16 protein-coding genes are annotated in these 18,521 nt (G+C 74.3%); 8 read left to right on the forward strand and 8 right to left on the reverse strand.

The window, feature by feature from the left end; genetic code table 11:
* Positions 1-16 precede the first annotated feature (16 nt).
* Positions 17-718 carry a FadR/GntR family transcriptional regulator gene (locus tag OG774_RS17745; RefSeq protein ID WP_328302810.1) on the reverse strand — a complete coding sequence of 234 codons (702 nt, stop codon included), beginning with the start codon at positions 716-718 and terminating at the stop codon, positions 17-19.
* Positions 719-876: 158 nt separating this feature from the next.
* On the opposite strand from OG774_RS17745, the gene OG774_RS17750 reads away from it, so the two are divergent.
* The 8 genes from OG774_RS17750 (at position 877) to OG774_RS17785 (ending at position 10,533) form a co-directional block, all read left to right on the forward strand.
* On the forward strand, positions 877-1,749 hold the full coding sequence (locus OG774_RS17750; RefSeq protein WP_328302812.1) for a fumarylacetoacetate hydrolase family protein: 873 nt from the start codon (positions 877-879) through the stop codon (positions 1,747-1,749).
* Between the two features lie 25 nt (positions 1,750-1,774).
* The gene (locus OG774_RS17755) at positions 1,775-2,542 is read left to right on the forward strand and encodes an alpha/beta fold hydrolase (protein WP_328302814.1); all 768 of its coding nucleotides are present in this window, start codon (positions 1,775-1,777) and stop codon (positions 2,540-2,542) included.
* A 43-nt stretch (positions 2,543-2,585) separates the two neighbouring features.
* Entirely contained in the window at positions 2,586-3,884 is a 1,299-nt protein-coding gene (locus tag OG774_RS17760) for a metal-dependent hydrolase family protein (protein ID WP_328302816.1), read from the forward strand.
* A gap of 4 nt (positions 3,885-3,888) precedes the next feature.
* Positions 3,889-4,212, forward strand: a complete 324-nt coding sequence (locus tag OG774_RS17765; RefSeq protein ID WP_328302818.1) for a DUF1636 family protein — start codon at positions 3,889-3,891, stop codon at positions 4,210-4,212.
* Between the two features lie 181 nt (positions 4,213-4,393).
* Complete coding sequence (locus tag OG774_RS17770; protein WP_328302820.1) at positions 4,394-7,588, forward strand: BTAD domain-containing putative transcriptional regulator; 3,195 nt, start codon at positions 4,394-4,396, stop codon at positions 7,586-7,588.
* A gap of 49 nt (positions 7,589-7,637) precedes the next feature.
* On the forward strand, positions 7,638-8,921 hold the full coding sequence (locus tag OG774_RS17775; protein WP_328302822.1) for an aminotransferase family protein: 1,284 nt from the start codon (positions 7,638-7,640) through the stop codon (positions 8,919-8,921).
* Positions 8,922-8,940: 19 nt separating this feature from the next.
* The gene (locus OG774_RS17780) at positions 8,941-9,753 is read left to right on the forward strand and encodes an NAD(P)H-binding protein (RefSeq protein ID WP_328302824.1); all 813 of its coding nucleotides are present in this window, start codon (positions 8,941-8,943) and stop codon (positions 9,751-9,753) included.
* 15 nt (positions 9,754-9,768) lie between these two features.
* Entirely contained in the window at positions 9,769-10,533 is a 765-nt protein-coding gene (locus OG774_RS17785) for a LamB/YcsF family protein (RefSeq protein WP_328302826.1), read from the forward strand.
* Here the strand turns inward: OG774_RS17785 and OG774_RS17790 are convergent.
* From OG774_RS17790 to OG774_RS17820, 7 genes are all read right to left on the reverse strand, one after another.
* Positions 10,515-11,513 (reverse strand): LLM class flavin-dependent oxidoreductase, encoded by a 999-nt coding sequence (locus OG774_RS17790; protein WP_328302828.1) that lies wholly within the window; start codon positions 11,511-11,513, stop codon positions 10,515-10,517. The genes OG774_RS17785 and OG774_RS17790 overlap by 19 nt on opposite strands.
* Positions 11,510-12,298, reverse strand: a complete 789-nt coding sequence (locus OG774_RS17795) for an alpha/beta fold hydrolase (RefSeq protein ID WP_328302830.1) — start codon at positions 12,296-12,298, stop codon at positions 11,510-11,512. Before OG774_RS17795 ends, OG774_RS17790 begins: the two co-directional genes overlap by 4 nt.
* Before the next feature lie 155 nt (positions 12,299-12,453).
* Positions 12,454-13,806: an acetyl-CoA carboxylase biotin carboxylase subunit gene (locus tag OG774_RS17800; RefSeq protein WP_328302832.1), complete on the reverse strand. Its 1,353-nt coding sequence runs from the start codon at positions 13,804-13,806 to the stop codon at positions 12,454-12,456.
* A complete protein-coding gene (locus OG774_RS17805) occupies positions 13,803-14,045 on the reverse strand; it encodes an acetyl-CoA carboxylase (RefSeq protein WP_328302834.1) in 243 nt (80 codons plus the stop codon). Before OG774_RS17805 ends, OG774_RS17800 begins: the two co-directional genes overlap by 4 nt.
* A 22-nt stretch (positions 14,046-14,067) precedes the next feature.
* Positions 14,068-15,039 carry a biotin-dependent carboxyltransferase family protein gene (locus OG774_RS17810; protein ID WP_328302836.1) on the reverse strand — a complete coding sequence of 324 codons (972 nt, stop codon included), beginning with the start codon at positions 15,037-15,039 and terminating at the stop codon, positions 14,068-14,070.
* Entirely contained in the window at positions 15,036-15,941 is a 906-nt protein-coding gene (locus tag OG774_RS17815) for a 5-oxoprolinase subunit B family protein (RefSeq protein WP_328302838.1), read from the reverse strand. Before OG774_RS17815 ends, OG774_RS17810 begins: the two co-directional genes overlap by 4 nt.
* The gene (locus tag OG774_RS17820; RefSeq protein ID WP_328302840.1) at positions 15,938-18,322 is read right to left on the reverse strand and encodes a xanthine dehydrogenase family protein molybdopterin-binding subunit; all 2,385 of its coding nucleotides are present in this window, start codon (positions 18,320-18,322) and stop codon (positions 15,938-15,940) included. Before OG774_RS17820 ends, OG774_RS17815 begins: the two co-directional genes overlap by 4 nt.
* Positions 18,323-18,521 lie beyond the last annotated feature (199 nt).

Consider the following 18,521-nt stretch of genomic DNA (forward strand, 5'->3'; position numbering starts at 1 on the left):
GCAGAGGATGCCCGTTTCAGTGCTGACCGAGCAGGTTGGTGCGGACGTCGACGAGGTGACGGCGCATGTGCTCGCGCGCGGCGTCCGCGTCGCGCTCGGTGAGCGCGGTGACGATCTCGGCGTGGCACTGCTCGTAGCCGCGCCGCCGTTCCGGCGAGGCCGAGCGCCGCTTGATGCTGCCCCACACCGGCAGGTCGCGGGCGGCGTTCATCGTGTCGAAGAGCCGCAGCAGCAGGCCGTTGTGCGCCGCGGCCGCGACGGCGCGGTGCAGCGCGGAGTCCCAGGCCTCGAACTCCTCGTAGGTCGCGGTGGCGTTGCCGCGCCGCAGGCAGTGCTCGATGTGCTCGAGGTCCGCCGGGGTCGCGTGGCGGGCGGCCAGCGCGGCGATCTCCGGCTCGAGCACGAGGCGCGTCGCCATGATCTCGGCGGGGCTCGTCTGGAGCGGCCCGCGGGCGGCCGGGGGGAGGCCGGGCTCGGCCTCGAGCTCGGTGAGGAACGTGCCGCGCCCGACGTGGCGGGTGATCCGTCCGTCGCGCTCGAGCTCGCCCAGCGCGGCGCGGACGGCGGCCCGCGACGCCTGCAGCGTCGTCGACAGCGCGCGCTCGGTCGGGATCTTCGATCCCGTGCTGAGGGCACCGGCCGCGACGGCCTCGTCGAGCAGGGCCCGGAGGCGGGAGAGGACGGGTGCGCTCCCGACGTCCTCCTGCGGTGCGGCCACGACTCCCCCTTCTCGCCGACCAATACAGGACCAATGCTACGGCATCGACCCTCTTGGCAGTCGATCCGCCTCGTCGTACGGTCGATGGACCGGCGAGGTGGCCGACCACACGCCGCGATTGGTCCGTATTGGTTCTGCGTACGCCCGGAGTGTGACCCGTGAAGCTCGTGACCTTCCGTACCGCCGACCGCGAGGGCGTGGGGCGGGTCGACGACGACGGGACGACGGTCCGCGACCTCGCCGGCGTCGTCGGCGACCGGTCGGTGCTCGCGATCATCTCCGACTGGGAGCGGCTCGGCCCCACGATCGCCGAGGCCGGGGAGCTGCCCGTCGTCGACGGAGCCCGCCTGCGCGCACCGATCCCGGAGCCGCGCCGCGACCTGTTCGCGGTGGGCAAGAACTACCGCGAGCACGTCGCCGAGTTCGGCCGCTCCGGCTACGACACCCCGCAGCGCTCGGAGGACCTGCCCGACAAGCCGATCGTCTTCTCGAAGGCCACCACGGCGGTGACCGGGCCCCATGACGACGTCGAGTCCCACCCGTCGGTCACCCGCGAGCTCGACTACGAGGCCGAGCTCGCCGTCATCATCGGCCGCGGCGGGCGGGGCATCACCCGCGAGCAGGCGATGCAGCACGTCTGGGGCTACACCATCGTCGACGACGTCACCGCCCGCGACGTGCAGCGCGACCACAAGCAGTGGTTGCTGGGCAAGTCGCTCGACACCCACGCGCCGATGGGGCCGTGGGCGGTGAGCGCCGACGAGATCGGTGACCTGACCGCGCTGGAGGTCTCCTGCACGGTCAACGGCGAGCCCCGCCAGAAGGCACCGGTCGCCGACCTGATCTTCGACGTCCCCGAGCTGATCCGCGTGCTCTCGGCCGGGATGACGCTGCTGCCCGGGGACGTCATCGCCACCGGCACCCCCGCCGGCGTCGGGATCGGGTTCGACCCGCCCCGCTTCCTGCAGCCAGGCGACGTCGTCGAGTGCGCGATCACGGGCCTCGGCGCCCTCCGCAACACCATCCGCTGAACGACCCCTCGAGGAGGACGAACGCGTGCAGGTCAACGGCAAGGAGCTCGCTGTCGAGGTCACCGGGGACGGTCCGCCCGTCGTGCTGGTGCACGGCCTCGGCGGGACGTCGAACTTCTACCAGCCCCAGGTCGCGGCGCTGGCCGAGCGCTTCACCGTGGTCCGGCCCGACATGGAGGGCTCCGGGCGCTCGGCCGTCGCCGGCACCCTGTCGATCGAGGGCTTCGCCAACGACCTCGCCGCGCTGATCGAGACCCTCGACGCCGGACCGGCACGGGTCGTCGGGCACTCGATGGGGACGATCACCGTGCGCAGCCTCGCGGCCCGCAGGCCGGAGCTCGTCAGCCACCTCGCGCTCCTCGGCGCCGTGCCCGCGCCGCTGCCCGAGGCCGGCCGGCAGGGCCAGCACGACCGCGCGGCGAAGGTCCGCGCCGAGGGCATGGCGAACGTCGCCGACGCGGTGATGACCAACGCGACCGCCGAGGCCACCCGGCGCGACCACCCCGCGACCGCGGCGTGCGTCCGCGAGCTGGTGCTGCGCCAGGACCCGGAGGGCTACGCCCGCTCGTGCGAGGCCCTGGCCGGCGCGAACGACCCCGGACCGGTCGACCCGGCCCTGCCCCTGCTGCTGCTCACCGGCGCGGACGACGGCGTCGGGGCCCCGGCGGTCTCGCACGCGCTCGCCGACGCCCACGGCTCCGCCGTGCTCGAGATCTTCGGCGACTGCGGCCACTGGACCGCGCTCGAGAAGCCCCACGAGGTCACCGAGCACCTCCTCAAGTTCTTCACCTGAATCTGATCCTTCTGGCCACCACCCTCGACGACGAGGAGCCGTCATGAGCAAGGTCCTGTTCCGCAACGTCTCGATCCTCGACTCCACGGGCGCCGACCCCTACCCCGGTGACGTGCTCGTCGAGGACGACCGGATCGCGGCCGTCGGCACCGTCGAGGAGGCCCGCGCGCTGCACGCGGAGGTCGTCGAGGGCCGGGGGCGCACGCTGATGTCCGGACTGTGCGACGCCCACACCCACTTCAGCTGGAACAACTCCGCGGACCTCGACGGGCTCGGCACCATGCCGGTCGAGGAGCACCTGCTCTTCTCGATGGAGTCGGCGAAGAAGTACATCGACTCCGGCTACACGATGTGCCTCGGCGCCGCGTCGGCCAAGGAGCGCCTCGACGTCGTCTGCCGCGACGCGATCGACGCCGGCCGCATCCCCGGCCCGCGCTACCTCGCCAACGGCCCCGAGATCGCGGTGACGGGCGGCGCGCTGATCAAGTCGATCACGAAGTTCGCCGACGGGCCGGAGGGCATGCGGCTCGCGGTGCGCCAGCTGATCGAGCTCGGCGTCGACCAGATCAAGCTGTCGATGACCGGCGAGGAGATCACCGGCACCCAGCGCGCGGAGGACACGTACTTCTCCGACGAGGAGGTCGCGGCCGCGGTCACCGAGGCCCACCGGCGCGGCAAGCGCGTCTGCGCCCACGCCCGGTCCGCCGAGAGCGTGAAGATGTGCCTGCGGAACAAGGTCGACATCATCTACCACGCCTCGTTCACCGACGCCGAGGGCATGGACATGCTCGAGGCGAACAAGGACTGGGTGTTCGTCGCCCCCGGCATCAACTGGCTGATCGCGACGCTCTACGAGGCCGAGGCGTTCGGGTTCCCGCAGGAGGCGGCCGAGGCGGTCGGCTACAAGAAGGAGCTCGAGGTCGCCACCGACGGGCTGCGCGAGATGCACCGGCGCGGCATCAAGCTGCTGCCCGGCGGCGACTACGGCTTCGCCTGGACCCCGCACGGCACCTACGCCCGCGACCTCGAGCACTTCGTCGAACGCCTCGGCTTCACGCCGATGGAGGCGATCCTGTCCGCCACCAAGCTCGGCGGCGAGATCATGCTGCGCCCCGACGAGCTCGGCCAGGTCCAGCCCGGGTACCTCGCCGACCTCCTGCTCGTCGACGGCGACCCGCTGGACGACATCACGATCCTGCAGGACCACGACAAGCTGCACGCGATCATGAAGGACGGGCGCTTCCACAAGGAGGACAGCGGCATCGCCCCGCGCAGCGGGCTCGACGCCCCGGCCGGTCCGGTCACGGACGCCACGCGCCAGGCCGTCGAAGCCCGGCCCTGAGCCCGTGCCGCTGCTGATCTGCCGCACCTGTCCGCGGTACGACGTGGACAGCGGGTCGTTCGGTGCCGCTCTCGACGGGGCGCTCGCCGGGGCCGACGTGCGTGTCCGTCACGTGCCCTGCCTCGGCGGGTGCCCGAACGCCGGCAACGTCGCCGTCGACGGGCCCGGCAAGCCGCGTGTCCGCTTCTCGCGGATCGGGGTCGACGACGCCGAGGACCTCCTCGACGCGGCGCGGCGATACGACGCGAGTCCCTCCGGCGCCCCGGGCGAGTGGGAGGTGCCCGCCGGACTCGTCGCACGCGTCTCCGCCGTCAGCCCGAAGCGATGACCGGTTCCGGGGATGCTCCGGTTTTCGAAGCATCCCTCGTGCACCTCGCGCGGTCTCGTCGGCTCGCACTCCACCCCCTCCGCTCGGGCGAACGGTTCGTCCACACGGCGGCACGTCGGGTGACCTCGGAGGACGTACCCTTCCGCGAGGTGATCACGTGACGTGACGTCCGGGGGGATGGATGGCGTCTGTCGGCCTGCGCCTGTTCGGCGGCGTGGCCGTGGTGCGCGACGGGGTGCCGGAGCCGCACCGCAGCCGCACCCTCGCGACCCTCCTCGCGCTCCTCGCCCTCCACGCGGGCGAGGCCGTCGACGGCGACGCCCTCATCGACGAGGCGTGGGGCGAGGACCTGCCGAAGAACCCCCGCGCCACCCTCCAGGTCGCGCTGACCCGCCTCCGCGCGTGGCTGGGCGACCGCGTCGAGCCGTGGATCACCGCGGGCGGCGGGCTGTACACGCTGCACCTCGGGCGCGAGGCCGTCGACGTCCTGGAGTTCGGCCGTCTCGCCGACGCCGCCCTGCGCGGCGGGGACCTCGCCGCCCTCGAGGACGCCCGCGCCGCGTGGCGGGGCACGCCGTTCCTCGGGCTCGCCTCCGCCCGCCTCACCGAGGCCCGGCGCGGCGCCGAGGAGCGCCGGCGCGCCCTCAACGTCCGCCACGCCGCGCTGCTGCTCGAGCAGCGCCGGTACGGCGACGTCGTCGATCTCCTCGCCGGCGAGGACCGCCTCGACGAGGAGCTGTCGGCGCTGCTCGTACGGGCCCTGCGCGACGGCGGCCGGCACCGCGACGCCGTCGAGACCTATCTCGAGGTCCGCCGCAGGCTCCGGGACGAGCTCGACGTCGAGCCCGGCCCCGAGCTGCGGTCGCTCTACGGCTCGCTCACCCCGCCCCGCGCGGGCGGGGAGCGGACGAGCGCTCCGGAGCTGGTCGGTCGGGGGGCCCTCGCGGGCACGGTCCTCGAGGCCCTGCACGGTGACGGTCGCCTGTTCGTGCTGCACGGCCGGGCGGGTACGGGGAAGTCCGCCGTGCTCCGCGCCGTGGTCCACGCCGCGCGGGCGCGAGGGGCGCGGACGGCGAGCTCGGCGTGGGGGGAGAACGACGCCCCCGCCGCCGCGTGGCACGAGGTGATCGACGACCTGGAGATCCGGGGGCCGGGCCCCGACCGCGACCTCGGGCCCTGGGTCCATGCGCAGCTCGGCCGCCGGGCCGGGGACGCGCCCGTGCTCCTGGCCCTCGACGACGCCCATCGCGCCGACACCGCCTCGCTCGACGTCCTGCGCGCCCTCGCCCGTCGCGGCCTGCCCGCCGGGGTGGTCGTCGTGGTCGCGGCGCGGGCGCCCGACACCGCACCGCACCCGCACTGGGACCGCGCGCGGGCCGAGCTGGACGGGCACGACGCCGTCACCACCGTCGCGGTCGGGCCGCTCGCCCCCGATGCGGTGGCGGTCCTCGTCCGCCGGCGCCTCGCCGCGCTCGAGCCGGACGACGAGCTCGTGCACGCGGTGATCCGCCGCTCCGGGGGCCTCGCCCTCCACGTGACGGCGCTGCTCGACCTCCTCGGGCGCTGCGCCGGGCGGGAGGAGGCCCTGGAGGCGGTCGACCGGGTCCCCGACCAGGTGCGGGCCGTCATCGACCACCAGGCCGCCCAGCTCCCGGCCGCGACGCGGCGGGCGGTCGAGGCGCTCGCGGTGCTGCGCCCCGTCGACCTCACCGGCCTGGCCGCCGTCCTCGGGCGTCGCCCGCTCGACGTGGCCGACGACCTCGAGGTCGCGGTGCGGGCGGGGCTGGCCACCGGCGAGGGCGACCGCTACGTGCTGCGCCACGACCTCGACGCCGACGGCCTGCGGGCCGGGGTCCCGCCGGTCCGCGCGGCGCACCTGCACCTCGCCCGGCTCGAGGGGCTCGACGACGACGCGGACGCGTTCACCGTGCTGCGCCACAGCGAGGGCGCCGCGACGCTGCTCGCGCCGTCCCGCCTGGCCGCGGCGCAGGTGGACGCCGGCGTCGAGTCCTACCGCCGGCGGGCGATCCCCGAGGCGATCGCCCTCTTCGAGGCCGCGCTCCCGGCGGCCACCGACCGGGCCCGCGCGCGCCTGCTCGGCCACCGCGCCCTCTGCCACTCCGCGGTGCGCGGCACCGGCGAGGCCCGGGACCACGCGCTGGAGGACGACCTCGACCAGGCCCTCGACGCGGCCCTGGACGCCGGCGACGACGAGCTCGCCGTGCTGGTCGCGGTCGGCGACGAGCCGCTGGGGCTCTCGGTGCAGGGCGACCCCCGCCGCTACGCGCGGCTGCACCGCCTCCTCGACCGGCCGCTGGCCCCGCGCCTGCGGCTCGACCTGCTCGTCGCGACCGTCCGGGAGGCCTCGGCGACCGCCCGGGACGGGGCGCCGGCGCTCGTCGCCGAGGCGAGGACGCTGGCGGACGCGATCGCCGACGAGGACCCCGAGGCCCAGGCCCGCGTCCGGGCGCTCGAGGCCCGCCACCTCGTCGACGGCGCCCGTTCGGTGCGCGAGCGGCTCGCCGTCGCGACCGACGCCCACCGGCTCGCCCTGGCCACCGGGGACCCGTCGCTGTACCTGGAGGGCACCGAGCTGCTGATGACCGCCGAGCTCGCGAACGGGCGCACCGAGCAGGCCCACAAGCTGCGCGTCGAGCTGGAGACCGCCGCCGAGCGGTGGTTCCGCCCGCGCTCGATCTGGGCCGCGCAGGCCACCGGGGCCGCGATGCTGCTGGCCGAGGGCGATCCGGGTGCCGACGCCGCCGCGAGCCGCGCCGCGGAACGGGGCCAGGCGCTCGGGCTCCCCGCGGCGCCGTTCGCCGCAGGCGCGCACCTGCTCGTCCAGCACCTGCTGCTGGGGACCGTCGCCGAGCTCGCCCCGCTCGCCGCCCACGCCTCGACCCGCGCGCTGAACACCGGGGCCTGGTCCGCCGCGGCCGCCTACGCGGAGGCCTGCGCGGCCCACGACGACCACGCGCGCGAGCACCTCGCGGAGTACGGGCGCCGCGCGGCCAACCCCGCGATGTGGTTCTCCCGCGCCGCGGCGGCGATGGCCGCGGCCGCCGCCTTCCGCCTCGGGGATCCCGCGGTCGCCGCCCACGTCCGCGAGGTGCTCCCCGCCGACCCGGACGCCGCCGTGCTCGTCGGGTTCGGCGGCGCGGTGCTCGGTCCCGCGACGCTCTTTACGGGGCTCGCGGCCCGGGTCCTCGACGACCCCGACACCACCCGCCGGGAGTGGACCGCCGCCCTCGCCCTGGCCGAGCGCGCCGGATGGACCCCCTGGGCCGCGGCGGCCCGGCAGTGCCTCGCCGCGCTCAGAGACCCGCAGGCGCCGCTGCCGCTGGGGCTCGGGCCGGGCGACGGGAACGGTCCCTGATCCTCCGCAGGGGTGCCGCCGGAGCGTGGTCGGCGGGAGAATCGCGACCATGAGCACCCGGTTGTGGCATCCGTTCTCCGACATGGCCGCCGTCGACGGGAACGAGTTCGTCGTCGACCGCGCCGAGGGCGCGTACGTCTACGACGAGGCGGGACGCGCCTATCTCGACGGCTGCGCGAGCCTCTGGTACTGCAACGTCGGCCACGGACGGCAGGAGATCGTCGACGCGGCCATGAGGCAGATGTCGAAGCTCGAGGCGTACTCGTGCTTCGCCGACATCGCCAACCGCCCCGCGCTCGAGCTCGCCGACCGGCTGGCCGACCTGGCCCCGGTCGACGACGCCAAGGTGTTCTTCGGCTCGGGCGGGGCGGACGCCATCGACACGGCGGTGAAGCTCGCTCGCGCCTACTGGCAGGCGCGCGGCGAGCACCAGCGCGTGCACGTCGTCTCCCGCGAGACCGGCTACCACGGCACGCACGGCTTCGGGACGTCGATCACCGGCATCCCGCCGAACCGCGACGGCTGGGGCGTGCTCCCCGGTGAGAACACCGTCGCGCCCCTGCACGACCTCGACGGCGTGGAGAAGGTGTTCGCCGAGGTCGGTCCCGAGCGGATCGCGGCGTTCGTGATCGAGCCCGTCACCGGCGCCGGCGGCGTGCACCTGCCCACCGACGGCTACGTCGAGGGCGTCGCCGAGCTGTGCCGCCGCCACGGTGTCCTGCTGGTCATCGACGCGGTGATCTGCGGCTTCGGGCGGCTGGGCACCTGGTTCGGCATCGAGCGCTTCGGCGTCCGGCCCGACATGATCACCTTCGCGAAGGGCGTCACCAGCGGCTACCTGCCGCTCGGCGGCGTGATCGTCTCCGGCGAGGTCGCCGCCCCGTGGTGGACGACCCCCGGCGAGCGCACCCTGCGCCACGGCCCGACCTACTCGGGACACCCGACCTGCTGCGCGGCGGGCCTCGCGACCCTCGACGTCTACGAGCGCGAGAACCTCATCGCGCGCGGCGGCGAGCTGGAGATGCCGCTGTTCGAGGCGCTCGCGCCGCTCACGTCGCACCCGTACGTCCACGAGGTGCGCGCCGGCTTCGGTTTCCTCGCCGCGGTCGAGCTGGAGCAGGACGTGCTCGACGGCGTCCGCGACGCCCCGAACGTGCTGCTGCGCGCTGCGCGGAAGAACGGGGTGCTCGTGCGCGGGCTGGGCAAGGGCGTCGCGGTGTCCCCGCCGCTCATCGCGAACGACGAGGACCTCGCCCTGCTCGCCGAGGCGATCCGCGGGGGGCTCGACGCGCTGCCGCTCGAGGCCCCGGTGCCCGCGGCGCCGGGCGCGTGACCCGCGCCGAGGAGGGCCGATGACGACCGTCCTGGTGGCCGGCGCGACCGGGAACGTGGGCGGCGAGGTGGTCCGGGCGCTCGCCGGCGCGGGCGAGGTCCGGGCGCTGTCGCGGCGGGGGACGTTTGTCGCGGGGGCCGTCCCGGTGACCGGGGACCTGGGTGACCGCACCTCGGTGGCGGACGTGTGGCGCGGCGTCGACGCCGTGTTCCTGCCCGCCGGCCACCCCGACGTCCCTGGCCTGCTCGCCGACATGCAGGCGGCCGGGGTGCGACGGGTCGTGCTGCTCTCGACCGGCGCCGTGGTCGGCGGGGACGTCGACAACGCGGTGACGCGGTTCAACCTCGTCTCCGAGGCCGCCGTGCGCGACGCGGGCCTCGGGTGGACGGTGCTGCGCCCGAGCGGGTTCATGTCGAACGCGCTGCAGTGGGCGCCGCTCGTCGACGTCGTCCGCGAGCCCTTCGCAGACGTCCCGGTCGCCGTGATCGACCCGGCCGACATCGGCGCCGTCGCCGCCCGGGCGCTCACCGACCCGGGGCTCGAGGGACGGAGCCTGCGGCTCACCGGGCCCGAGGCGACGCTCCCGGCCGACCGGCTGGCGGTGCTCGGGGACGTCCTCGGGCGCGACCTGCGTCTGGAGCCCGAGCCGGACGACGAGGCGCGGGCGCGTCTCGGGTCGGTGATGCCGGCCGCGTACGTCGACGCCTTCTTCCGCTTCTTCCGCGGCGGCGAGTACGACGACAGCCGGGTGACGACGACCGTCCCCGACCTCCTCGGGCGCCCGGCACGGACGTTCCGTCAGTGGGCGGAGGTTCACGCCGGCGCGTTCTGAGCGGACACTGTGCCCATGCAGACACGCGTCGACCTCAACGCCGACGCCGGGGAGAGCCTCGGGCGCTGGAAGCTCGGTCACGACACCGAGCTCATGGGCCACGTGACCTCGGTGAACGTCGCCTGCGGGTACCACGCCAGCGATCCGGTGACGATGCGCGAGTCGGTGCGCACGGCCGTCGCCACCGACACCGCGATCGGCGCCCACCCCGGGCTGCCCGACCTCGTGGGCTTCGGGCGCCGGCGGATGGCGCTGCGCCCGGACGAGGCCGCCCAGCTCGTGCTCTACCAGACCGGTGCGCTGCAGGCGACGGCCCGCGCGGAGGGCGCCGAGGTCGTGCACGTCAAGCCCCACGGTGCGCTGTACGGCATGGCGCTGACCGACCCCGAGATCACCACCGCGATCACGGAGGCGGTGCTGCGCCTCGACCCGAACCTGATGATCTTCTGGCTGGCCGGGCCGACGGCCGACCTCGCCCGCTCGCTCGGCGCGACCGTGGCCCGCGAGGGCTTCGCCGACCTCGAGTACAACGACGAGGGGCACATCATCGTCGAGCCCGAGCCGAAGGCGAAGGACCCCGACGCAGTCGCCCAGCAGGCCGTCGACCTCCTCGAAGGGCACGTGGCCTCGACGACGGGCAAGCACCTCGACGTCGAGGTGGACACGATCTGCCTGCACGGCGACCGCCCCAACGCCGTCGAGATCGTCGAGGCCCTCCGTCGACGCTTCGACTCCCTGGGCGTCGAGCGCGTGCCGGCGACTCAGCTGCTGCGGGGCTGAGGACGCAGCGCCTCGAGGACGGCGTCGAGCTCGTCGACGTCGCGTCCGGGCGGCAGGACGAGCGACGGGCGCTCGGCGCCGGCGGCGTACCAGCGCTCGAGCGTGGCCCGGGCGTGCTCCGGGTCGCCGGTGAGGGTGAGCTCGTCGAGGAGGACCTCCGCGCTCTCGGGGACCACGGTGGTGCGCCCGGTGGGATTGGCCGCGACGACCTCCTCGACCGCGTCGCCGAAGCCGAGCCGTCGCAAGGTCCGCGGGTACAGCGGCCCCATCGCCGTGAGGTAGAAGCCCACCCACCAGGAGGCCGCCTCCCGAGCGGTGGCCGCGTCGTCGGACACCGCCGTGGGGATCCCCGGGCAGGCGGTGGGGAGGTCGGCACGTCCGGCGTCCCGGGCCGCGGCGCGGAGGTCGTCGCGGACCTGCGCGAAGGCGGACACGGGCAGGAAGAACGGGTCCCAGCCGTCGGCCAGCTCGCCGGCGAGCCGGACCGACCGCGGTCCGAGCGCGGCGAGGTGAATCGCCACACCGGGGCGGGGTGGGACGCCGAGACGCATGCCCTTCTGTCCCGTGGTCGCTCGGAGCCGCTCCCCCGCGAGCAGGCCGCGGACCTGCTGCGTCGCCGCCGCGAGGTGGGCGATCGGGTCGGCGAACGGGACGTCGTGCAGGCCCTCGGCGAGCGCAGGGCTGCCCGCGCCGAGACCCAGGGTGAACCGGCCGTCGCTCGCGGCGTCCAGGCTCGCGGCCATCATCGCCAGGGTGGCGGCGCTCCGGCCCCAGATGTTGACCACCGACGTTCCGAGGCGCAGGCGTTCCGTCCGACCCGCGATCTCGGCGAGCACGACGCCCGCGTCCCAGCCCCAGCCCTCGGCCACGGTGAACGTGCCGTAGCCCAGCTGCTCGGCCCTCTCCGCGAGGTGGATGACGACCTCGCGCCGGGTCTCCATCGGCGTCAGCGCGACCCCGAGCCCGCGCGTCGCGCTCACGACTGCGCCAGGAACGACACCACGATGGGGTCGACGAGGTCGGGGCGGGTCAGCGGGGCCATGTGGCCTCCCTCGGCGAGAGTGCGGAAGCACCAGTCGGGCCGTGCCTCGCCGAGGACCTCGACGAGTTCCCGGATGGGGCGGCGCGTGGCCGGATCGTGGACGACGAGCGTCGGGACCTCGCGCGGCAGGTCGTCGAGCACCAGGTCCGGGTCGGCGACCGCGTCCCACTCGTGCTGGTTCGGGACGAGTGCGGCGACGAACGCGGCACGGCGCTTGTCGGGCATCGCCTCCCACGTGCCGTCGCCCAGCCAGTAGTCGGCGAACCGTTCGGCGACGACGTCCCACTCGCCTGTGCGGCCGTGACGCCGGACGTGGTCCCGCAGGGCGCAGGCCTCGGCGAACGCCTCTGCGCGGCCGGCGCGCGCGAGCAGCGAGAAGGGGTTGGGTTCCAGGAGGACGAGCGCGCGGACGCGGTCGCCGAGCTCGAGCGCGGCCTGCATCGCCACGGCGCCGCCGAAGGAGTGGCCGACGAGGGACACGGGCTCGTCGATCCCGTCGATCGCGGCGTGGACCAGCCCGGCCTGGTCGGTCAGTCGCTGCGGACGGTCCCCGGACCACGGCGGGGTGTCGCCGTAACCGAGCAGGTTGATCGCGAGGACACGGTGACGGTCCCGGAGGTCGGCGATCAACGCCTTCCACTGCCGGTTCCCGCTCACCGAGCTGTGCAGCAGGACAACGGTCGGGCCGGTGCCGACATCGATGACGTCGACGAGGGTCCCCATGTCCGACGACGCTAGCGTGATGCAGGTCACCCAGGAACGACCGGCGTGTAGGCGTCCGATCACGCCGGGCAGCGTCCGCGAACGGGGATTTCGTACGCATAGAAGCAGCGGGCAGCGCGTTCGCTGCTCACCGCCCGCCGGTAGCGCGTTCGCTGCTACCCCGCCAACCACGTCTCCAGCGTCGTGATGTCGTAGGTGCCGTCGACGACCGCGGGCTCGTCGAGCAGGCGGCGGTGCAGGCCGATGGTGGTCGGCAGGCCTTCCACGCGGTACTCGGCGAGGGCGCGGCGGCCGCGCGCCAGGGCCTGCTCGCGCGTCGGCGCCCAGACCGCGAGCTTCGCGACCAGCGAGTCGTAGAACGGCGGGACGACGTCGCCGGCCATGAGGGCGGTGTCGACGCGGACGCCGGGCCCGCCGGGCAGCTCGAGACCCGTCACCTCGCCCGGCGAGGGCAGGAAGTCCTGGTCGGGGTCCTCGGCGTTGACGCGGAACTCGATGGCCGCGCCCCGGCGGACGATGTCGTCCTGGGTCACCGACAGCGGCTCCCCGCCGGCGATGCGCAGCTGCTCGGCGACGAGGTCGAGCCCGGTGATCCACTCGGTGACCGGGTGCTCCACCTGGATGCGGGTGTTCATCTCGATGAAGAAGAACTCAGCCTCGTCGCCGGAGCCCTCGACGAGGAACTCCACCGTGCCCGCGCCGACGTAACCGACCTGCGACGACAGCCGCACGGCCGCGTCGCACAGCGCCGACCGCAGCTCCGAGGAGAGCCCGGGCGCCGGCGCCTCCTCCAGGATCTTCTGGCGACGGCGCTGCAGCGAGCACTCCCGCTCGAAGCAGTGCACGACGGAGCCGTGGGTGTCGGCGAGCACCTGCACCTCGACGTGACGCGGCCCCTGCAGCGCGCGCTCCAGGTACACCGCGCCGGACCCGAACGCCGAGGACGCCTCGCGCTGGGCCTCGACCACCACGGTCCGCAGCTCGTCGGCCGACGCGGCCGGCCGGATGCCCCGTCCCCCGCCGCCGGCCGAGGCCTTGACGAGCACCGGGTAGCCGACCTCCTCGGCCGCGGCGACAGCATCGTCGCCCGACTCGACCTCGTCGCTGCCCGGCACCACGGGCACGTCCGCCGAGCGCGCCACCGCCCGGGCCGCCGCCTTGTCGCCCATCGTCGCGATCACCGACGACGGCGGGCCGACGAACGTCAGCCCCGCCTCCTCGACGGCCGCCGCGAACGACGGCCGCTCCGAGAGGAAGCCGTAGCCGGGGTGCACCGCGTCGACGCCCGCCGAGCGCGCCGCCTCGAGCACCGCGTCGGCGTTCAGATAGCTCTTCGACGCCGACGACTTGCCGATGTGCACCGCGTCGTCGGCGTGCCGGACGTGCGCGGCGGACGCGTCGGCGTCGGAGTACACGGCGACCGACCGGATGCCCAGCTCCCGGCAGGCCCGCACGACCCGCAGCGCGATCTCGCCGCGGTTGGCGACCAGGACGCTTCGCAGGCTCACGTCTCCAGCTCGACCAGGTCCTGGCCGATGGTCACCTCGTCCTCGTTCTCGACGAGGAACTTCGACACGGTGCCCGCGGCGTCGGCCTTCACCTCGTGGAAGGTCTTCATGACCTCGACGAGACCCACCGTGTCGCCCTCGGTGACGGACGCCCCCTCCGTGACGTAGGGGTCCGCGTCGGGCGAGGGCCGGTGGTAGAAGACGCCGGGCGTGCGGGACGTGATGGTGTGGCTGCCCACGGACGTGCCTCCTGGGGATCGGTCAGGCGAGCGCGGAACGGATGCGGTCGAGCGCGCCGAGGCGGTCCTTGCGGACCTCCAGCGCGCCGTCGAGGTCGACGGGCACGAAGCGCGTCCTGTCGCCGGTCTTGGTCTGGGCCAGCCGGTCGCGGTCGACGGACACGACGGTGCCGAGCGTCGCGTAGCCGCCCCCGGTCACCGCGTCCTGCAGCAGCACGATCGGCTCGACGCCGCCGGGGACCTGCACCGACCCGACCGGGTAGCCGCAGTCGGTGACGTTGGCGGGGTCGCTGCCGGCGCCGAACGGCTGCTCGCGGGGCACGAACTCCAGCTCGGCACCCCGGAAGCGGTAGCCGACCCGGTTGGCGTCCGGGGTCACCTTCCACTCGGTGTCGGTGAACCGCGCGAGGCTGTCCTCGGTGAGCCGGTAGCTGTGCAGGCCGACGAGCAGGTGCACCCCGGCGGTCGACGGGTGCACCGGCACGTCGGAGGCGTCCACCCGGCGGCCCGCACGGGGTTCCCGCGCGTCGGAGCCGATCGCCAGCTCGTCGCCGGCCCTCAGCGCGCGTCCCTCGAAGCCGCCGATCCCCACGAGCGTGTAGGTCGAGCGGCTGCCGTAGTAGAGCGGCACGTCGATGCCGCCGGCGACGGCGATGTAGGGCCGCGCCCCGCCGCGCAGCTGGCCGAACGACAGCACCGAGCCCGCCGACACCGCCACGGACTCCCAGAGGGGGATCTCCTGGCCGTCGACGAAGGCGGGGATGTCGGCCCCGGTCACGGCGATGACGGTGTCGGCGGTGAACTCCAGCGTCGGGCCGAGGTAGACCGCCTCCAGCCCCGCGGCGCCCGGCTCGTTGCCGACCAGGGCGTTGCCGACGTGGTAGGCGAACGAGTCGAGCGCGCCCGAGGGCGGGAAGCCGATGCTGTAGTAGCCGAGCCGGCCGGTGTCCTGGACCGTCGTCTCCAGGCCCGGATCCTGCACGCGGATGCTCACCCGTACAGCACCTCCTTCATCGCCGCGTTGGTGCCGTCGGGGTCGGCGAGGAACCGGCTCGGCGAGAACTCGAGCTCCTTGTACGAGTACCGCCAGGTGCCCGCGTCGACCTGCGCGCGGACGTCGTCGTACTCCTCGCGGTCGACGCGCCGGTAGTTGATCACGTCGCCGTGCTTGAAGAACACCACCGAGTCGTTCTCCGCGAAGTCGGGCAGGCGCTGCTCGCCGTCGAAGATCGGCGCGGGCGCCGAGCCGAAGAGCTGGTAGCCGCCCGCGCCCTTCACCGGGTAGATCACCGCGAACGCGCCCCCGAACCCGAACGCCCGCTCCGGGGTCTCGGTGCGCGGGCGGACGTACTTGGGCACCTCGACCTGCCGCTCACGGGGCACCAGCTGGAAGCACCACGGCAACCCGGGGACGAAGCCCATCATCGTCACCAGGTAGGGCGACGCGGCGAGCGCGTCGATGAAGTCCTCGGTCGAGCTGTAGCCGTTGATCCGGGCCCCGTAGTCGAGGTCGGTGCCGTTCGGGTCCTGGTGGCGGTCGCGGAACTTCATGAGGACCTCGTGGGTCCACGGGTCGTTCAGCATGATCGGGACGTCGATGATCCGGGACGCCACGGTGAGGTCGTCGGAGAGCTCGCCGATCTCGCCCTCGATGCGCCGCAGCTCGCGGACGAGGTCGCGTGGGTGCAGCCGGTCCGGGTCGACGCGGACCATGTACGACGCGTTCGACGGCGCGATCTCCTCGACGCCCGGGATCGCCTCCTCGGCCAGCCGCCGGGTGATCGCCAGGGACCGGAAGTGCACCGGGAGGCTCATCGCCGCGGAGAGCTCGACGTACACGAACTCGTCGCCGCCGTGGTCGTAGCGGGTCTCCGTCTCGGCCTCCGTGGCGGTCATGAGGTCACCTTGGCGGCCCCGTCGAGGGCGCGCCAGACCCGCTGCGGCGTCAGCGGCATGTCGAGGTGCGTGACGCCGCGGGCGGCGAGCGCGTCGATCGCCGCGTTCACCACGGCGGGCGACGAGCCGATCGCCCCGGACTCCCCGATCCCCTTGGCGCCCAGCGGGTTGGTGGGCGACAGGGTGACGGTCTGGTCCAGGTCGAACGAGGGCAGGTCGCTCGCGGCGGGCACGGCGTAGTCGGCGAGCGTCGCGGCCGTCGGCTGGCCGTCCTCGTCGAACGTGGCGTGCTCGTAGAGCGCCTGCGCGATGCCCTGGGCGATCCCGCCGTGCAGCTGCCCGTCGACGATCTGCGGGTTGACGATCCGCCCGCAGTCGTCGACCGCGACGAAGCGCCGCACGGTGGTCATGCCGGTCTCGGTGTCGACCTCGACGACGCAGATGTGCGTGCCGAACGGCCACGTGAAGTTCGGTGGGTCGAAGTGGTAGTCGGCGGTGAGGTTGGGCTCCATGCCGTCGGGCAGGTCGGCGGCCAGCGACGCCGCGCCCGCGACCTCCTGGATCGTGATCGAGGGCCCGGAGGTGCCGGCCACGGAGAACGTGCCGTCGACGAACTGCAGGTCCGTCTCGCTGGCCTCGAGCAGGTGCGCGGCGATCAGCCGGGCCTTCGCCAGCACCTTCTCGGCCGCCCCGTACACCGCCGTCCCCCCGACGGCGAGGCTGCGCGACCCGTAGGTGTCGCGCCCGAACGGCGCGACCATCGTGTCGCCGTGGAACACCTCGACATCGGCGGGATCGATGCCGAGGCTGTCGGCGGTGATCTGGGCCCAGGCCGTCTCGTGGCCCTGCCCGTGCGGGCTCGTGCCCGTGACGACCTCGGCGCGTCCGGCGGTGGTCATCCGCACCGTCGCCGCCTCCCAGCCGCCGCTCTGCAGCCGGACCCCGGCGGCGACCTTCGAGGGCGAGAGGCCGCCGGACTCGGTGAAGTTCCCGATCCCGATGCCGAGCTCGACGGTGTCGCCGGCGGCCCGGCGCCGCGCCTGCTCGGCGCGCAGGCCCTCGTAGTCGACGAGCTCGAGCGCGCGACGCATGCAGGGCTCGTAGTCCCCGGAGTCGTACTGGACGCCCGAGGGCACCGTGCGGGGCTCGGAGAACGGGGGGTGGAGGTTGCGCAGACGCAGCTCCGCCGGGTCCATCTCCAGGGCGCGGGCGAGGTCGTCGAGGATCCGCTCGTGGGCGTACGCCGCCTCGGAACGCCCGGCGCCCCGGTAGGCGTCGGTGGGCGTGAGGTTGGTGAAGACGCCCTGGCACGAGAAGTCGTAGGCCCCGAAGTCGTAGAGCCCGCAGTAGGTGAACGCCCCGAAGACGGCGATGCCGGGGGTCAGGAGCTGCAGGTAGGCGCCCATGTCCGCGACGAGGCGGATCCGCATGCCGAGGATCTTCCCCTCGCGCGTGGCGCCGATCGTCATGTACTGGACCTGCCCACGCCCGTGGGTGGTCGCGACGTGGTGCTCCGAGCGGGTCTCGGTCCACTTCACCGGCCGCTTGAACCGCCGCGCCAGGACCAGCGCCAGGGCCTCCTCGGCGTACACGTTGAGCTTCGCGCCGAAGCCGCCGCCGACGTCCGGGGCGACGACGCGCAGCTTGGTGTCGGAGATGCCGCAGATCGCGGCGAGGATGTCGCGCACGAAGTGCGGCACCTGCGTCGAGGTGTGGAGGGTGAAGCCGCCGCCGACGGCGTCGGGCGTGACGACGACCGCGCGGGTCTCCATCGGCGAGGGGATCACGCGCTGCTGCACGTAGCGGCCCTCGACGACCACGTCGGCCTCGGCGAACGCCGCGTCGACGTCACCGACGGCGAGCGGCCAGGTGTAGCAGTGGTTCGTGCCGAACTCCTCGTGCACGAGCGGGGCGCCGGGCGCGAGCGCGGCCTCCAGGTCGACCGCGGCGGGCAGCTCGTCGTAGTCCACGATCACGAGCTCGGCGGCGTCCCGCGCCGTCGCCGCGTCGCCCGCGACGACGACCGCCACGGCGTCCCCGACATGGTTGACCTCGGAGTGGGCCAGCGGCCGGTGGTCGGGCACGAGGATGTCCTCGGTCACCGGCCACCCGGTGGGGATGCCGGCCACGAAGTCGTCGGCGAGGTCCTTGGCGGTGAGGACGGCGACGACGCCCGGGTGCTCCCGCGCGGCGCTCGTGTCGACGGCGGTGATCCGGGCGTGGGCGACGGGGCTGCGCACCAGGGCGAGGTGCACCGCGCCGAGCGGGGCGATGTCGTCGGTCCAGGTGCCGCGGCCGGTGAGCAGCGCCGCGTCCTCGCGACGCGGGAGGCTCTGGCCGACGTGCGTGGTGCGCTGGACGGGCGGGGCGGTGTCGGTCACGGGCAGTGCTCCCGTCGACGGGCGGTGGTGGAGTGATCCACCGTGGCCCGCCCGATGCGTCCTGGGAAGTCCCCAGCGTCCGATCACCGATCAAGGGACCAACTGAGGACAGCGCACCCTCACCCCGCGAGGCCCGGACGGGTACCACGCAACGTGACGTGCATCACAGGATTGCCCGCCTGTCGCGGGTGTCGTCCTC

It is taken from the genome of Actinomycetospora sp. NBC_00405 (assembly GCF_036044095.1).
GTDB lineage: Bacteria > Actinomycetota > Actinomycetes > Mycobacteriales > Pseudonocardiaceae > Actinomycetospora > Actinomycetospora callitridis.

Bases quoted from the DNA above. Each gene is read 5' to 3' on its own strand.
- OG774_RS17775 (WP_328302822.1), top strand. From the start codon at position 7,638: ATGAGCACCCGGTTGTGGCATCCGTTCTCCGACATGGCCGCCGTCGAC.
- OG774_RS17785 (WP_328302826.1), top strand. From the start codon at position 9,769: ATGCAGACACGCGTCGACCTCAACGCCGACGCCGGGGAGAGCCTCGGG.
- OG774_RS17795 (WP_328302830.1), bottom strand. From the start codon at position 12,298: ATGGGGACCCTCGTCGACGTCATCGATGTCGGCACCGGCCCGACCGTT.
- OG774_RS17780 (WP_328302824.1), top strand. From the start codon at position 8,941: ATGACGACCGTCCTGGTGGCCGGCGCGACCGGGAACGTGGGCGGCGAG.
- OG774_RS17770 (WP_328302820.1), top strand. From the start codon at position 4,394: ATGGCGTCTGTCGGCCTGCGCCTGTTCGGCGGCGTGGCCGTGGTGCGC.
- OG774_RS17815 (WP_328302838.1), bottom strand. From the start codon at position 15,941: ATGACCGCCACGGAGGCCGAGACGGAGACCCGCTACGACCACGGCGGC.
- OG774_RS17760 (WP_328302816.1), top strand. From the start codon at position 2,586: ATGAGCAAGGTCCTGTTCCGCAACGTCTCGATCCTCGACTCCACGGGC.